At 44.1% G+C, this 15,706-nt stretch carries 18 protein-coding genes; 5 read left to right on the top strand and 13 right to left on the bottom strand.

The genetic code is table 11. The annotated features are described in order from the left end of the window. Positions 1-148: 148 nt before the first annotated feature. The 3 genes from MKY54_RS11460 (at position 149) to MKY54_RS11450 (ending at position 4,135) form a co-directional block, all read left to right on the top strand. Entirely contained in the window at positions 149-1,894 is a 1,746-nt protein-coding gene (locus MKY54_RS11460) for an SNF2-related protein (RefSeq protein WP_076129985.1), read from the top strand. Further along, complete coding sequence (locus MKY54_RS11455) at positions 1,891-2,955, top strand: YqhG family protein (RefSeq protein ID WP_076129984.1); 1,065 nt, start codon at positions 1,891-1,893, stop codon at positions 2,953-2,955. Before MKY54_RS11460 ends, MKY54_RS11455 begins: the two co-directional genes overlap by 4 nt. A 157-nt stretch (positions 2,956-3,112) precedes the next feature. Further along, on the top strand, positions 3,113-4,135 hold the full coding sequence (locus MKY54_RS11450) for a hypothetical protein (protein ID WP_076220063.1): 1,023 nt from the start codon (positions 3,113-3,115) through the stop codon (positions 4,133-4,135). Positions 4,136-4,217: 82 nt separating this feature from the next. Here MKY54_RS11450 and MKY54_RS11445 read toward each other — a convergent pair whose 3' ends face one another. After that, positions 4,218-4,406: a YqzE family protein gene (locus MKY54_RS11445; protein ID WP_036689445.1), complete on the bottom strand. Its 189-nt coding sequence runs from the start codon at positions 4,404-4,406 to the stop codon at positions 4,218-4,220. Positions 4,407-4,589: 183 nt separating this feature from the next. Here MKY54_RS11445 and MKY54_RS11440 point away from each other — a divergent pair, with 183 nt between their 5' ends. Next, positions 4,590-5,342, top strand: a complete 753-nt coding sequence (locus tag MKY54_RS11440; protein WP_254847629.1) for an N-acetylmuramoyl-L-alanine amidase — start codon at positions 4,590-4,592, stop codon at positions 5,340-5,342. Here MKY54_RS11440 and MKY54_RS11435 read toward each other — a convergent pair. The 3 genes from MKY54_RS11435 to MKY54_RS11425 form a co-directional block, all read right to left on the bottom strand. Continuing rightward, entirely contained in the window at positions 5,329-6,189 is an 861-nt protein-coding gene (locus MKY54_RS11435; RefSeq protein ID WP_081388374.1) for a divergent polysaccharide deacetylase family protein, read from the bottom strand. The two genes, MKY54_RS11440 and MKY54_RS11435, sit on opposite strands and share 14 nt — an antisense overlap. Positions 6,190-6,294: 105 nt before the next feature. Beyond that, the gene (locus tag MKY54_RS11430; RefSeq protein ID WP_339190509.1) at positions 6,295-7,380 is read right to left on the bottom strand and encodes a glycerol dehydrogenase; all 1,086 of its coding nucleotides are present in this window, start codon (positions 7,378-7,380) and stop codon (positions 6,295-6,297) included. Between the two features lie 83 nt (positions 7,381-7,463). After that, on the bottom strand, positions 7,464-8,207 hold the full coding sequence (locus tag MKY54_RS11425; protein WP_339190508.1) for an SDR family oxidoreductase: 744 nt from the start codon (positions 8,205-8,207) through the stop codon (positions 7,464-7,466). A gap of 68 nt (positions 8,208-8,275) precedes the next feature. Between MKY54_RS11425 and MKY54_RS11420 the strand changes: the two genes are divergently transcribed. Continuing rightward, entirely contained in the window at positions 8,276-9,040 is a 765-nt protein-coding gene (locus MKY54_RS11420; RefSeq protein ID WP_339190507.1) for a hypothetical protein, read from the top strand. Positions 9,041-9,047: 7 nt separating this feature from the next. Here MKY54_RS11420 and MKY54_RS11415 read toward each other — a convergent pair whose 3' ends face one another. The 9 genes from MKY54_RS11415 to MKY54_RS11375 all read right to left on the bottom strand — a co-directional run bounded on the left by MKY54_RS11415 (position 9,048) and on the right by MKY54_RS11375 (position 15,510). Further along, positions 9,048-9,638 (bottom strand): TetR family transcriptional regulator, encoded by a 591-nt coding sequence (locus MKY54_RS11415; protein ID WP_076195024.1) that lies wholly within the window; start codon positions 9,636-9,638, stop codon positions 9,048-9,050. A gap of 150 nt (positions 9,639-9,788) precedes the next feature. Beyond that, on the bottom strand, positions 9,789-10,112 hold the full coding sequence (locus MKY54_RS11410; protein WP_339190505.1) for a hypothetical protein: 324 nt from the start codon (positions 10,110-10,112) through the stop codon (positions 9,789-9,791). Next, positions 10,093-11,022: an alpha/beta hydrolase gene (locus tag MKY54_RS11405; protein WP_339190503.1), complete on the bottom strand. Its 930-nt coding sequence runs from the start codon at positions 11,020-11,022 to the stop codon at positions 10,093-10,095. Before MKY54_RS11405 ends, MKY54_RS11410 begins: the two co-directional genes overlap by 20 nt. Positions 11,023-11,090: 68 nt before the next feature. Beyond that, positions 11,091-11,498: a MerR family DNA-binding transcriptional regulator gene (locus MKY54_RS11400; RefSeq protein WP_076280565.1), complete on the bottom strand. Its 408-nt coding sequence runs from the start codon at positions 11,496-11,498 to the stop codon at positions 11,091-11,093. A gap of 186 nt (positions 11,499-11,684) precedes the next feature. Then, positions 11,685-12,110, bottom strand: coding sequence for a DinB family protein (locus MKY54_RS11395; RefSeq protein ID WP_339190501.1), 426 nt, complete (start codon positions 12,108-12,110; stop codon positions 11,685-11,687). A gap of 3 nt (positions 12,111-12,113) precedes the next feature. After that, entirely contained in the window at positions 12,114-12,641 is a 528-nt protein-coding gene (locus MKY54_RS11390) for a pyridoxamine 5'-phosphate oxidase family protein (protein ID WP_076301193.1), read from the bottom strand. Between the two features lie 44 nt (positions 12,642-12,685). Further along, on the bottom strand, positions 12,686-13,465 hold the full coding sequence (locus MKY54_RS11385) for an ABC transporter ATP-binding protein (RefSeq protein WP_076301194.1): 780 nt from the start codon (positions 13,463-13,465) through the stop codon (positions 12,686-12,688). A gap of 1 nt (position 13,466) precedes the next feature. Beyond that, positions 13,467-14,456, bottom strand: coding sequence for an iron ABC transporter permease (locus tag MKY54_RS11380; RefSeq protein ID WP_051491618.1), 990 nt, complete (start codon positions 14,454-14,456; stop codon positions 13,467-13,469). A 16-nt stretch (positions 14,457-14,472) separates the two neighbouring features. Continuing rightward, a complete protein-coding gene (locus tag MKY54_RS11375) occupies positions 14,473-15,510 on the bottom strand; it encodes an ABC transporter substrate-binding protein (protein WP_339190499.1) in 1,038 nt (345 codons plus the stop codon). Positions 15,511-15,706: the final 196 nt, after the last annotated feature.

Below are 15,706 nucleotides of genomic sequence, written 5' to 3'. Positions count from 1 at the left end.
GGATTATCGCAAACGTTGCTGCTTTTTCTCGCTCTTGCTCTCTTTTTTAAAGGCTATCGTGAAAAATAAGAGGTTATGAATTCTCTCGTTTACGAGCATACTACTCTTACGAATGGTGATATAAATCCGAGCTTGAGGAGGCTGCATTATGACGCAATTATTCCGTAATTCTCTACCCCAGCAAGGGGGAACACCCGCGCCAATACTGCCTGTTCCTCTTTCTTTTGACCGGAATTGGTTGCAAGATCTGGAGCTCAAATTGGAAAAGGGCGGCCCATGGGGAGACTACCGTTTATCTAAGCTTGCCGTACAAGGAGAGGAAACAGGTCTAGTAACGAGCTTCGATGAGCTGCAATGTATGAAGCATTTATCCGGCTTGTCCCCACTTCCCCATCAGCTGGATACAGCGCATAAGGTTCTGTTCGAAATGTCAGGCCGCGCGATTCTTGCAGATGAGGTTGGACTGGGCAAGACCATTGAAGCAGGACTAGTGCTCAAAGAATATCTCGTACGCGGTCTTGTCTCCAAAGTGCTTATTCTCGTACCTGCTTCTCTAGTATTGCAATGGGTTCGTGAGCTGAATGCGAAATTTGGCATCACTGCTGTCGCTCAGAAAAAAGCCTATTCGTGGGGCAACGCCATAGTCGTCGCATCGATGGATACCGCCAAACGAGATCCTCATAAGGAAATCTTGCTGGAAAATGAATACGATATGTTGATCATTGATGAAGCTCACAAGCTGAAGAATAAAAAATCGACCAATTATCTATTTGTACAGCAATTACGCAAAAAATATTGCCTGCTGCTCACCGCGACTCCCGTTCAGAATGATCTGGGCGAACTCTTTAATCTGATCACTATACTGAAGCCGGGGCAACTTGGAAATCAGGGCGATTTTGCCTCGAATTTCGTGGTTGATAAACGCCAGCCCAAGAATGAAGGTCAACTGCGGGACGAGCTTTCGAAGGTCATGATCCGCAATCGCCGTGGTGAAGGTCCAGTTAATTTCACGAAACGAAAAGTCCGTAATATTCCCTTAGTTCTCTCCCAAGAAGAGAAAGATTTGTATAACAGTGTTACTTCCTTTGTCAAAGACCAGTATCAGGAATCCGGCGGCAATCTTAGCAGTATGCTTTCTCTGGTAACCCTTCAACGTGAGGTGTGCAGCAGCCGGGATGCCGTCTTTATCACTTTAGTTAATTTGATCAAAAAGCTGCCTGCGGATTCCCCAAAAAGAGACCGGATGATGGAGCTGCTACAGACCCTCCGTACCGTTAAAACAAACACTAAAGCTGAAACAACCTTAGCCCTCATTCAAGAAATGAATGAAAAGGTCATCGTTTTCACGGAATATCGAGCAACTCAAGAGTATTTACTACAGTATTTCCGTGAACATGGGCTGATGTGTGTCTCTTATTCCGGCGGAATGAACCGTGGAAAAAAAGATTGGATGATGGATCTTTTCCGCGGCCGCGCTCAAGTTATGATTGCAACGGAAGCCGGTGGTGAAGGAATTAACCTGCAATTTTGCCACCATATGATCAACTTTGATCTGCCCTGGAATCCCATGCGCGTGGAGCAACGTATCGGACGTGTCCATCGGTTAGGGCAAGAAAATGACGTAGTGATCTACAACTTGTCTACGCAAGGCACGATTGAAGAACATATCCTGCATCTGCTGCATGAAAAAATCAATATGTTTGAAATGGTGATTGGCGGGCTGGATGTAATCCTGGAACGTTTTGAAAAGAAGGAATCGCTGGAGAAAAGTTTATACAAAATCATGCTCGAATCCCGCTCCGACGAAGAATTGCGGCATGAGCTGGACCATATTGGTGAATCCCTCAGTGAATTGACACAGGGTATTAAAAAAGAAAGTGGGACTGCGACATGACCCTCACCGCACAGGAAGTACGCAAGCATGTGATGGACTATCTTGAAGCCACTGAATGCTCCATCATTGAGGCTTCGCCCCTTCACGTAACTGTGAAATTATCACCTAGAGCTGACAAAATGCTTACCGACCGGCCGTATTATTGGGGATTCGTGGAGCGCACAGGTGTAGATCCTGAGACCCTTTCTTTCACCTTTGTTTTTGATCCGGAAAAATACGACAGTCAAGCTGCAGTAGAGGTTCCCCCCATTGCAAATCGTAGTGCTGGCATTTTGAATCAAGTTGTCACCGGAAGCCTAACTACAGGCGGAACAAACGATGCAGAGGCCAGCACTGACTTACTCGAATCCGCCTCCCCGGGCTCAGAAGCAGTGAATGCTCCATCTACTGACCCGGAGGAAAGTATCCTAGCCCGCTACTTCGGCATTGTGCCGGCACTCCCACGAATTGGGCCAGGAATGATCCGCAGAGAGGATATTATTTACGGAAGCAAGCGATTGCAACAGATTTGGAACGCCGCTCGGGACGAAGGGAAATGCCTTTACTTATTTGAGGACCCGGGCAGCAGGCAGCGAAACACGCTGTTCTCTGCCGCTTACGAGCCATGGCTTAGTGTCTGCTATAAAGTGGAGATGAGCTGCGATTTGAAACGTGAAGAACTCCATTATCTTGGCATCTCCCTAACAAAGGGAACCATCATTGATGACTTTAATGCAAAAGTTTCCACAAAAGAGATGATGCCACGCTTACCGGAAAATGTGCATATCCAGCCTTATGAAATGACAGTAGCAGCCGCTACCGACTTATTGGAAACTCATCTTACCGCTCAGTTAGCCGAACTGGACTACACTTGGGCAGAACAGGCACGTGAGCGGCTAAGGGTTGAACTGGACATCATTGATGTCTATTATGGAGAGTTGCTGAAGGAGCCTGACGAAGAAAAACGCCTAGCGACTCAAGAGCAGTATAATCGGCGTCGACAAGAGACCATTTGGCAATATGAGCCGCAAATCGCAGTTTCTGCGGTGACCTATGGACTGTTTCATCTGCGGAGCCTATAGAATGCGACCCTACTCGCTAAAAGCAGGCAAAAAAACAAGGGAAATGCCGCCTTCCGGCGCGACAGCAAGCAACAGCCTTTTTATAGCTTGTCCTCTACAATAAAAAGGAAGCTTTTTACTTTCTGATATTTCATAACAAAGAAAGGTGAACGACGCCATGAAAATAAGTGTACGGCGGAGGCTGCTTCTTGCAGGTCAAAGCTGCTTCCTCCTGCTTCTATGCATCGGACTCATCGCAACGAGCTCCGGTTCCTCTTCTGCGCTTGCCGCTTCCAGAGTAAGTGTAGTTGATTCAGTCACACAGGATTTGATACCTGTACTGCAGATGGATATCTTACCTTCACCCGGTACGGTCCAAGAATTTGCCAAGAGTACACTGAACAAGCTCGCAGCAGAAGCTCCATTTACAGCCTGGAAGGACGCAGGAATAGAATATTATCCTCTGGGTCCAGGTACTCATAGCTGGCTTGTCAACGTTATGAAAGGTGAACAGCGGATCGGCTACATGATCATTTCCGCTACGGATCAAGGTGGTTATATGCTTAGCGAATATGGAGCTGGCACTTACGGACTCCCCTATAGTTTATTAGAACTGCGCCAATTTTTGGTGCAGGAAGGACTTATACCTTCATCTTATACAGGAAAAATAAAACTCACAGCCTTATATGCACCACTTCTACCCGTATGGAAAATCGTCATTGACAATAAGACAATATTTATCAATGCTTCCGTGCCGCAAGTTTTACCGTGGACGCTAAGTAAAGCGGAAGAAGTGCTTAAAGGACAGCAGACAGAAACGGATGTAATCACTAACCTAACTACTGATTTGTCTCCGCTTTCGGCCTATCAAAGCGGGGGAACAGATGATCCTTATAAAGATATCATGTGGTTGACCTCCCCAAAACTGCTTGCTGTAGGCGGTGACAATATCGCCACACTGATTCGTCCCAAGGAAAGTATTGCTTATCAAGCCGCTGGCCGAAATGATATCGTAGGGGCACCTTTTATGATTACAGGTTATCAAAACTGGTTGCCTGCTTCGAATAAAACAAAAGCAATAAACAACATGCCTACCGTTTACGCAGCATCAGGGCCAGAAGGAAGACGGTATTTGCCACTCACTGCCTTGCAGGCTATAGGAACACTGCACAAGCTGCCCGACAGAAATATCTATAACTAAACATAACAAATAACCTTCCGCTGCCACCCTCAACAAGGCACTGGAAGGTTATTTGTTATTTGTTATTTGTTATTTGTGAAATTCAATCCTTGTCACTGTGGCTCCATTTGCTTCGCCAGATCGACCAACCAAGCGGAAGCATACCGAACCATTTCTGTGACCACGGCTGCTTTGTAGCCGCTCTACGAGCATGAATGGCACGCGGATCCTCGATATAAACAACTACCTTCTCAGTGATATACTTTACAAGCTCATCGCCGCCGGAAGCCATTTGTAACACCTCCTACATTGTAAGTGATTTAAGATAGCCAGCGTCGTTCCATGCTCTTAGTGTGCACCACCGAGCATATATCTAAACTCTTGTCTCGAATTGTTCGAATAGGTTTACCTATTAAAGCACAATATAACAAAGAATCTAGGGCACGAGGTTATTCACATGCAAGGAGGAGTTCATTTGAACATTGGGAGAAATAAAGCTTATTCCAAGACAGCAGCTGCAATATGCGGCTTGCGTATTACTTTAACCACAGTTGGACTTCTAATGCTGTTTATGGGGAGTGCATATGCTACTGCAACTCCATCCAAACCCGTAGTGAATGATGAACGTCAGCATCTCTTAAGCCACGGCCACCGGATGATCTTAATTGATGCAGGACATGGGGGGATCGACGGAGGAACTTCCTACGGCAACATTCTTGAGAAGGATATTACATTAGATATCTCACGCCGATTATTTCTGCTGCTGCGCAGCGATGGATTTGACGTTGCCTTAAATCGTAATGGAGATTACGCCCCAAGCGATGAGAACCGCTGGCTGCGCAGTAAATCCCGGCATCTGCGCGACCTTGCTCAGCGTAAAGAGCTGGCTGAGACATTACCAGCTACTGTAGTGGTCAGCATCCATGTTAACTGGGCACCTTCACCATCCAAGCATGGACCACTTGTATTATATCGCCAAGAAGGCCGCAGCTTTATTCTTGCCCAGACCATTCAGCAACAATTAAACAGTCTCTATAATATCCAGGCTGAGACAAGACCAGGTAAACCTTTTTATTTACTCAACAAAATAACCGCCACAACCGTAATTGTTGAGGCGGGTTTTGTAAGCAGTCCGACAGATCGCGAAAAGCTATGCACCCCTAAAGGGCAACAAGAAATTGCTGAAGCAATTGCTGGCGGCATAGTAGCTTATCTTATGGAAGTGTAGGATTCGAGTTCCATTTCATTTCGTTTTTAACGAGATCAGATATGCCTATAAATTCAACATCATCTTTTATTTGCTCCACACCGCTGCGGATGCCTGCGGCGGTTTCTTTTCCATATACACCAACATGACCAATGGTTACGCAGAATCGTTGATCCTTCGCCAGATTATTTACGAGACCCATTTGTTTCAGCACATGATTAGCTGTATGTGTATCATCCAAAAAGATATGGTTCTCTACGCGCGGCAGCCCCATTCGATAAGCCATATTACCAGCAACAGAACGGTAGTTGGTCTTACTGTCCACAAAAAACAATCCCCGCTCTTTGCAGACGGCTAAAATCACACCCATAATCCGTTCGTCCCCGGTAATCTTAGAGCCCATATGGTTGTTTATACCGATAGCATAAGGCACATTATCGAGCGCGGCTTCCACCTTTTGACGCACTTCTTCATCAGACATCTTAGCCAGAATAGCTCCGGGTCCAAGCCATTTAGGATTCCCTTGGCGGGGCTCCATCGGCAAATGGACCAGAACATCATCTCCGCGTTCATGCGCACGTGTGGCGTCCTTCACAGATGTAGGCAAAAAGGGCATAACCGCCACAGTAAGCTTTATTGGCAGCGAAAACATTTCATCCGTCCCCTTCATGCCATTGCCGAAATCGTCAATAATAATTACGACCTTATTACGTTGAGATGTCTTCTCTTCACTTGGTGTGTTTGTAGGGTTGTCTCTGGACTCGGCAGCTGAAACAGACGGTGCCATGGGAGCGATTAAAGTAACCATTAGAGCAGCAACAGCAATCCAAATTAGTAAATAACGATTAAACTTTCGACTGTCCTTCATCAAGAGGAACGCCTCCTTCGTCTTAAACAATTATTCTCATTGTTTGGTTCACGAAGGTTAAATATGTACGGGGAGGGTTCGCAATAATTTACAATCGGGCTTTTTCTATTGTCCCCGCGCGTCTGCGGCAAGAATTGCTTCCAGCACATCCACAGCTTGAACTTCAAAGGGCATATTCCAGATGGGGCTATCCTCAGAACAGCTAGCTTCCGCCACCATCATCAATGGATCAATATCCTTACTGGTAATTCCAAGATCGTTGAGAGTAACGGGAAGACCGATTTTTTTGCAGAAACCAATCACCTGATCAATCTCTTCATATGGTGCTTTCTCCAGTACAAGCTGAACGATCGTAGCAAAAGCAACCTTTTCACCATGAAGAGTATTCCTGCATTCCTCATGCAGCGTCAATCCATTATGAATCGCATGCGCCGCAGCAAGTCCTCCACTTTCAAACCCAATGCCACTCAAGTAAATATTGGCTTCAATGATATGTTCCACCGCAGGAGAGGTGATGCCTTGCTTAACATCTTTTAATGCCGTTTCACCCTCTGCAAGAAGGGTATCCAGACAGGCACGAGCTAATGAAAGGGCTGCAATTGTGCTAGTCCCACCTGCGTGTGTAATTGCCCCAGATTCTCGACAAGCTCTTGCTTCGTAAAAAGTGGACAAAGCGTCTCCCATTCCGGCAACAAGTAATCTTGCAGGAGCTTTAGCAATGATATCGACATCTACGATAACCAGATCAGGATTTCTTTTTAATGGAAGATAACAGTCAAAGTCTCCCTCATCCGTATACAACACTGATAAAGCACTGCAAGGTGCATCCGTTGAAGCCACTGTGGGTACAATAACTACCGGGAGGTTACTCATGTGGCTTACTGCTTTTGCCGTATCTAAGGTCTTGCCGCCGCCAATCCCTATAATGACTTCGGTATCCTTCAAGCCAATTGCGGTTACTAACTCATTAACCTGATTACGGCTACAATCGCCCTTGAATTCACACATCACTAGTGGCATTTCGTTCATTTCAAAACTGTATGTGATCTCTTTTTTGTACACAGAGAAAATATAAGGATCAATAATGGCATAAGCTCTTGTCGCTCCAAGCTGCAAACAATAATCTCCCAGCTTACGAATTTCACCATGTCCTTGTATATATTTAGTCGGTGAGCAGATGATCCGCGTCATGGTTTCACTCCTCCTTTTATTTACATTCATTTTAGAAGGATTGACCACATTCAGCTATTAAAAAGATCCCTTTAACCACCAGCTTAAATAAATCCACCATTGACACGGATCGTCTGACCTGTAACCCACTGTGATTCTTTGCTGGCTAAGAACAACACAATGTTTGAGATATCCTCAGGCTCGCCTAAACGTCCAAAGGAATTCATATTCCCCACGGTCGCAATCTCTTCCGCTGATTTCCCTACGGTAAATAACTCCGTATTCACAGGTCCAGGTGAAACAGCATTGATAGTGATTCCTTTTCGTCCAAATTCTTTGGCCAGCTGACGAGTGATTTGTTCCACTGCTCCCTTAGTTCCTGCATAGACGCTGTAGGTCGGGAACATTTGACCCGTAACGGAAGTTGAAAAATTGATAATCCGTCCGTTATCATTCATATATTTAGCTGCTTGCTGGCAAGCAAAAAAGGTGCCTTTTACATTTATCGCAAACTGCTTGTCGAAATCTTCTTCCGTCATATTTAGTATCGGCTTCGTAATCATAATCCCGGCGTTGTTGACGAGAATGTCGAGTTGTCCATAGGCTTCTAGTGTGGTTTGGAATAATTGTTCAAGTTCTGCCACCTGGCTGATGTCTGCCCGAATAGCGACGGCCTCTCCACCCTTCAGGTTAATACCGGTTACGACTTCCTCTGCTTTGCCGGGGTTACTCGAATAGTTAACGACCACCTTCGCACCCTGTTGTGCCAAGTTCTCCGCAATCTCCCGGCCCATGCCTCTCGATGCACCTGTTACTAATGCTACTTTTCCAGCTAAATTCTGATTCATAATTACTCCTCCTATTGCTTTGGCCTTCTTGTTGGTCTGATTATAAATCGATCGATTACAAATTACAAGTGACATTTTTTAATATTTGTCATTTAAAAATTGGTTTTGCACACGGGATTTATACCGTTCATTCGCCGCTAGTCGCTCAATTCAATCATATCTACGGGATTTATACCGTTCATTCGCCGCTAGTCGCTCAATTCAATCATATCTACGGGATTTATACCGTTCATTCGCCGCTAGTCGCTCAATTCAATCAAATCTACGGGATTTATACCGTTCATTCGCTACAAGTCGCTCAATTCAGCCTAATCTACGGGATTTATACCGTTCATCTGTTACTAGTCACTCGATTCAGACTAAACTGCGGGATTTATACCGTTCATTCGCCGCTAGTCGCTCAATTCAATCATATCTACGGGATTTATACCGTTCATCTGCTAGCAAATCGCTTAATTCAATCAAATCTACGGGATTTATACCGTTCATTTGCTGCAAGTCGCTCCATTCAGACTAATCTACGGGATTTATACCGTTCATTTGCTGCAACTCGCACAATTCAGACTAAACTGCGGGATTTATACCGTTCATTCGCCGCTAGTCGCTCCATTCAGACTAATCTGCGGGATTTATACCGTTCATTTACTGCTAGTCCCTCGATTCAGCCTAATCTACGGGATTTATACCGTTCATCTGCTGCAAGTCGCTTAATTCTGACCAATCAACGGGATTTATACCGTTCATTTGCCCCTAGTTGCTCAATTCAGACTAATCAACGGGATTTATACCTCTTTAAGACACAAAAAAACCTCCTGAATATCAGAAGGTTTTAAGTAGATGTTACAAAGAAATCCCGGAAATAATCAAATCCCAAACGGAGGCGAAATCCTGATCAATCGTAGCCGACTGCCACTCTATAGCATGTGCTGGATGATGATACCGCGAAGTAGCATTAAAAATTGCTCTAGCCGTTACCACTGGTTCCACCACTCTATACTCTTTGGATTGTATGCCTTGTTCAATAATGCCTGCGATTTGCCCAATTAATTGATCTACGTGTAGGGTAATCATATCCACCGCTTCTAAAGTTACAGCTGCGTACATAGCAAACATTTCGGCATCATCCACAGCATAGGTGCGTTTACTACGAATCAGCGTATCCATCCATAATCGGAGCTGCTCTTTGGCATTCCCATCAAAATGCTCTGAAATATTCTTTAAAGGCTCTGAAATATTATACTGCAACCATCTTTCGGTTACGGCTTCTCGCAAAGCAGATTTACTGGAAAAATGTCTATACAACGTACCATGACTTACTTTAAGCACCTTCGCTACATCTACAACAGAAGTCTTGTCCGGGCCAAAACGCCGGAGCACTTGTTCAGCCGCGTCCAAAATGTTTTCTTTTGATAATGGAAGATCATTCGACATATGTATTCCCCTCGCTCTATCTCTGGTGGTAATTATCATAGCATATTATGTTCAAAAACGAACTGACAATATTACCACTTTGTCATTCGTTAAATCATTATCAGTATATACTCGCACCCAATTATTAAACTTAGGTCCCAGTTTAGTATCTTATTCTCCGTAGCCCCGTACTACATGAATTCGGACTGAGGAGCCCTTATTTTCAAAAATCACCGTAATTCGCCATGCTATCGGACTCCAATGCGGCGATTCACCCAAATCCCCACCTTTTCGGCATTCTAATGTGCTAATAAGAGCTATGCAGTCCGAAAAGTTAGCCAAACACGCTAAATTGAGCAAATAGCTGCAATACGGTCCGTTACGATGAAGCAGCCCAACATCTAGCAATCCACCTTCTGCCAACCTAACGATTTCACCAAAAAACCTCCTTGATCTCTCAAGAAGGCGGGTAATATCAGCTGCTTTTTTGCTCAATCCGATCTAACCTCGTCCTAACAAACTTACCGACATTCGCAATCGCTTGCTGCGCCTCTGGCAGCATATAAGCTAAAAAGTGAAAGACACTCCACATGTTCTCCCATATTTCCAGTTCTACATGAACATCCGCAGCTTGTGCTCGTTCAGCCAACCTCGTTGCATCACTTAACAATACCTCGTGGTCGCCTACTTGAACAAGTAAATCAGGTAATCCCTGCAAATCCAACCTTAAAGGAGATAATATAGGAGCTAGTTCTGTCCGAGCACCTAGATAAAATTCAATTATTCGGTTATTTCCTTTTAAGCTGCCTGTTGGATCAAACTCCGCTCGGCTCAAATACGATTCACCATCCAAATGGACGAGATCTGTATGCGGCGAGATTAAAAAAGCACCCGCCGGCAGTTCTCCACCCGCATCCCGTAAAGTAATCAACGTCATCAGCACAAGGCTGGCTCCAACAGAATCCCCTCCAAGCACGACATTCCCGGCAGAATATCCATTCGCGAGCAGCCACAGATAAGCGTCTATACAATCTTCGTTAGCAGCCGGATAAGTAAACTCTGGTGCCAAGCGATATTCAATGACTAGTATTTTCTTACCACTAGCTTTTGCAATTCGTGTAACCAGATCCCGATAAAATTCACAAGTCCCCGAAATAAAACCCCCACCGTGGAAATAAAGGATCACTTCATCAGCGGGTGAAGCAGATTTCACAGGAATAATCCACTCTCCGCTTAAGGTTCCAATCATGACCCGCTCGACGATAACATCAGTAGGACTGGGCATGTTTGCAGCTGTCGCGGCCATCTCCTGCCGTATTTGCCCGATAGACTTGCTATCCCATCGGTTGCTTTGTCGCAAATAATCTTTGATCGCTGCAAGCTGCTCTGTACTTGTCTTTTCCATCTCGTAAATCCCTCCTACAATTCTTTTCAACTCAGATTGTAAAGTCTGTAGGAGACTACAAGGTCAAGTTAAGAATCCATTTTTAGGATTTCGAGCGTGGACTGTACGCCTGGGTGTTTATCTGTGGCTAACAAATTTTTCCTCAAATCTGCGAGGGCTGTTAGTTTTATTTCCTGTTTTGCAATTTCGCCACGAACTCGATCCATTTTCTTATCCACAACAGTTACAAAATCAGCTATACTAATGCCGCTGCTTTCAGATTTAGTGAGTGCCTTCTTGATTTCCTTTAAAGTGAAACCACACAGTTTAGCATTATGTATAAAAACAAGTCGGCTAAACACCTCATCCGAATAAAGACGATAACCAGCTTCCGAACGTAAGGGAGTGCTAATTAATCCGAGCTCTTCATAATACCTTAACGTCTCCATATTCACATTCGCCATTTTGGCAATTTGGCCTCGCAAGTACTCTGTCATAATCAGCGCCCCCTTAGAATCCCCTACATTATACCAAATCCAGAGGCTGCAGAGGACATCAAAAGGACATCAAAGGGACATCAAAAGAACGTCAACAACTACCCAAACTCCTTTTTAAAAACTCCTTATTTACGCACAAAAAAAACGACATTTCTGCCGTTTTCTCATCAATCATTTCCCAATTCACTATACTTCACTTCGAACTGCATTTTTCTGTATAAGCGAAATCTGTCCGGCATGAATGCCTGTATGATACATAAGTCTGCCTATCGCTTCAAGCGGTGTAGATGTGCCAAAAGCCGACTCCACACTCACATGCCACACTTCTTCCGGAAGCTCCTGCATCGCAGCAGTTAGATTCTCATTGGAAACAGTCAGCAGATCAACGAGTTCATTCAATGTAGAATATACCGCCTTGTCGCCTTGAGGATTAGGTCTTCCAAAAAAACACTCTGCGAACATAAACTCAACTTCTGCATTATGCTGAATTAATCCCCCAATCGTAGAGTTCCCTAGCTTAAGGTTAAGATCCTCTTCCGGCAAAGTCTTCACCATTTTATGAAATCGCGTTTGCACCGCTTGCCAGATTGGCAACACTGAAGTGAAAGCCATAGATTATTTGCTCCCTTGTACAGTGGCTTCTTCGTCTTTTTTCTTGTCGATCACCACATGGTTGAACAGGTTCGCATCTACGTCGATGTCAAAGGCCAAGCCAAAACCAACAACATAACGCCCTTGGAGAAGGGTCAATTCAAACAATGAAAAATCCAATCCACGCAGCAAATTCACCATTGCCGCCCCATGATCAGCATTAAACAATTCAAAGATCTCCTCATGCCCGTCATTCCCGATATTGCTTGATGTGCAATTCCACCGCACACGTTCCGTTGCAAATTTATTATTCGTCGCAGACTCATCTGCAATTAGAAGCGCATCTACAAAATCGTTATTTTCCATATATCTGTAATGCTCGGCGATCTTACTAATGTAGATATACAGCTTGCCTTCATGCTTAACAAAAGGAGCATAGCTGATAAAAGGTTTTCCTTCGTCATCAATCAAGCTCAAAATCAGATTTTTACGATTCGCAATAAATTGCAAATAGTTTTCTTTATTTTTTTCAACATCTACAGGCTTCTTCATTATAAAATCCCTCCATTAATAGGTTATGTAATCTAGCCACGAATCTAGCGAACGGTACTTAGCAAATGAATACGAGGTTTCGTCTCTGTAGGAACATATTGAACTTCGGCATCCATTCGGTATATATCCCGGATCATATCGGTTGTCATAACTTCATTTGGTGTCCCATACATCGCTTTTTCACCCGCCTGCACCACAACAATACTATCACTATAGGTAGAGGCTTGATTGAGGTCATGCAACACCATCACGACGGTCATCCCCATGTCTTGATTTAGCTCACGTACTAACTCAAGAACTTCATGCTGATGCGAAATATCCAAGTAAGTGGTCGGTTCGTCAAGCAACATAACCAAAGGACGCTGCGCCAAGGCCATAGCAATCCAAGCACGCTGTGATTCACCACCGGATAACGAGGAAACGGCTCGATCCTTATAATCCTTTAAATGTGTCTTCTCCAGTGCCCAGTCGACAATGTCCATATCCTCATGATTTAATTTTTCGAACCATTTTTTATGTGGATACCTTCCATAGGAGACGAGATCGATCACAGTCATATCATTAGGTGCTTGGTTCTTCTGGCTCAGCATACACATTTTTCGAGCGACTTGTTTGGCAGTCATAGACTTTAGATCCGTACCATCGAGTGTGACCGCACCCGTATGATATGGAATTAGCCGTGATACCGCCTTTAGCAATGTAGATTTACCTGAGCCGTTTGGTCCTATAATCGAGACGATTTCACCCTTTTTTACGGAAAAAGAGAAGTTGTTAATAATGTTTTTCTGCTCATACCGAATCGAAATAGAATCGACAGTAAACATGTTAGAACGCCTTCTTTCTCATCAGGTATAGAAAATAAGGTCCACCGATCACCGCCATAAGGATACCCGCAGGAATATCTAAAGGTGCAAATAGGGTACGTCCACCTGTATCTGCTATCAACAATACCAATGCACCAAGTCCCATACTCATCGGCAAAAGAAATTTATAGTCTGAACCCACCAACAATCGAGCCATATGTGGCACAACAAGCCCTACAAAGCCAATCATCCCAATAGCCGCTACAGAGATAGCCGCTAGAAATACTGCCAGCAAGGAAAGTAGAATACGAATTCGGTCCACATTTTCACCTAAATTCGAAGCTACCTGATCCCCTAAACGTATAATATTCGCCTTGCGGATCGCGAAAAAGGATAAGATCCAGCCTGCTATGGCATACGGGAAAACCATCATCAAGGCATTGTTCCCTTTAGCAGCCAGACTGCCGTTTAACCATTGGACCGCTGCCGGAAGTCTGTCGCTGTACATGATGGTCAAGAGTCCTATTAATCCCCCGCAAAGAGCATTCACAGCAACTCCTGATAAAATAATAGTGATGGGCGAAATACCGGTTCTTCTCCACGCTAATGCATATACAATCCCTGCAGCAATTAGTCCACCCACAAAAGCCGCAATTGGAATGAACTCCGTATATTGTGGAGCTGCAAGCATAATGACAAGCACACATGCAGCCGCTCCACTCGTTACACCGGTCAATCCTGGATCAGCAAGTGGGTTGCCCATCACGGCTTGCAGAAGAGCACCCGAAACCGCGATATTTGCCCCAATGATCATCGCCAGTAATACACGCGGCAAACGAATATCCCATATGATGGTCGCATTCACCGCTTTTGCCGCTGAACCAAAGATCGTGCTTAGGATGTCTGGTATAGGAATGTATACTGAGCCTAGTCCAATCGCAATTATAGCGGCAACGAGCGCAAGTGCTAACGTTACAATAACAATAATTCTGCTACGAGATGTATTTATCACTTGCTGTCTCCTTTAATTATTCATAGAAGTATTTTGCAATTTCGGTTAAGGCTGTCTCCGCGTTAATAATCGAAGTGACACCGAATACGCTGTAATCTAGAATGTTGATTTTGTTATTTGCATAAGCCGAAAGCTTTGTCCAAGTTTCATTTTTCTCTATTTCTTTTTTGAACTTATCCTCAGTCGCTCCGTGATCGCCTGAAGCGAGTACGAGAATGATGTCTGGATCAGCGGCTACAATGTTCTCCATATTGATAGGTGAGTAAGTGTCAGTAACTTGCAATACAGAAGTTGCGATGTTATCAGCACCAAGCTTTTTAACCAAGCTACCTAAATAAGATTTCTCACTCATGACCATAAAGGAATCTGCGGTTCCGATTACGAGCAGCACGCTTGGCAGTTCTTTACCTTCTGCTAATTGACTCAGCTCATTTTCTTTGTCCAAAATCTTAGTTAAAGCAGCATTCATTTCATCTTTTTTATTAAAATAAGTGCCTAATACTTTGAGACTAAGCTTTAGATCCTCGAATGATTCTGTTCTCAAATATGCTTTTTGTAGGTCGATTCCTTCTAGCGATTTGTCTAACGTGCTGCGAAGTGATTCTGCTCCCAGCAGCAAGTCCGGTTCGAGTTTTGTTACTACCTCCAGATCCGGCGCCATAGGTGATCCAATACGATCAATTGTTTCGAAATCAGCAGGGATTGGATTCGTTGAAGTTGGTACACCTACCGGTGTTATGCCGAGCAAATAAAGCATTTCTGTTAATGGTACAGAAGTTGTTACAATACGCTTCGGGACTGTGGCTGGGAATTGGCTTAACGCTTCGTTGAACAATGCTTCATCTACACCATCATTCTCCAGACTGTACACCTTGCCGGCAGCTTCCGCTGTATTTGCTACTTCTGTTGTTTTTGCTGCATTTGCTTCTTTCGATTCATTAGCAGTTGTATTCGTTACCGCTTCATTTTTTGGATTGTCCGCTGTATTTGTAGACGAACATGCAGTCATTGCCGTAAGCGCTGCAATAACCAGTAGTACTAATATTTTTTTCAAAATCTATCCCTCCAAATATGTATATTTATACGTTTCATGTAGTGATAATGATTTTCATTTTCACTCATCGATTCCTATGATAATCGTTATCAATGAGAAGTGTCAAGAATTTTATTTTAATTTTAAATAAGAAGGAATTTCATTATTGTCCGTTGAAGCCAACTAGCATTTCTAATAAAAAAGCCACGCCCTATGG

Origin of the sequence: Paenibacillus sp. FSL P2-0121 (genome assembly GCF_037975345.1) — a bacterium.
GTDB classification, from domain to species: Bacteria; Bacillota; Bacilli; order Paenibacillales; family Paenibacillaceae; genus Paenibacillus_AQ; species Paenibacillus_AQ odorifer.
The sequence above is the reverse complement of the archived record's forward strand: the minus strand, read 5'-3'. Positions and strand labels throughout refer to the sequence as shown.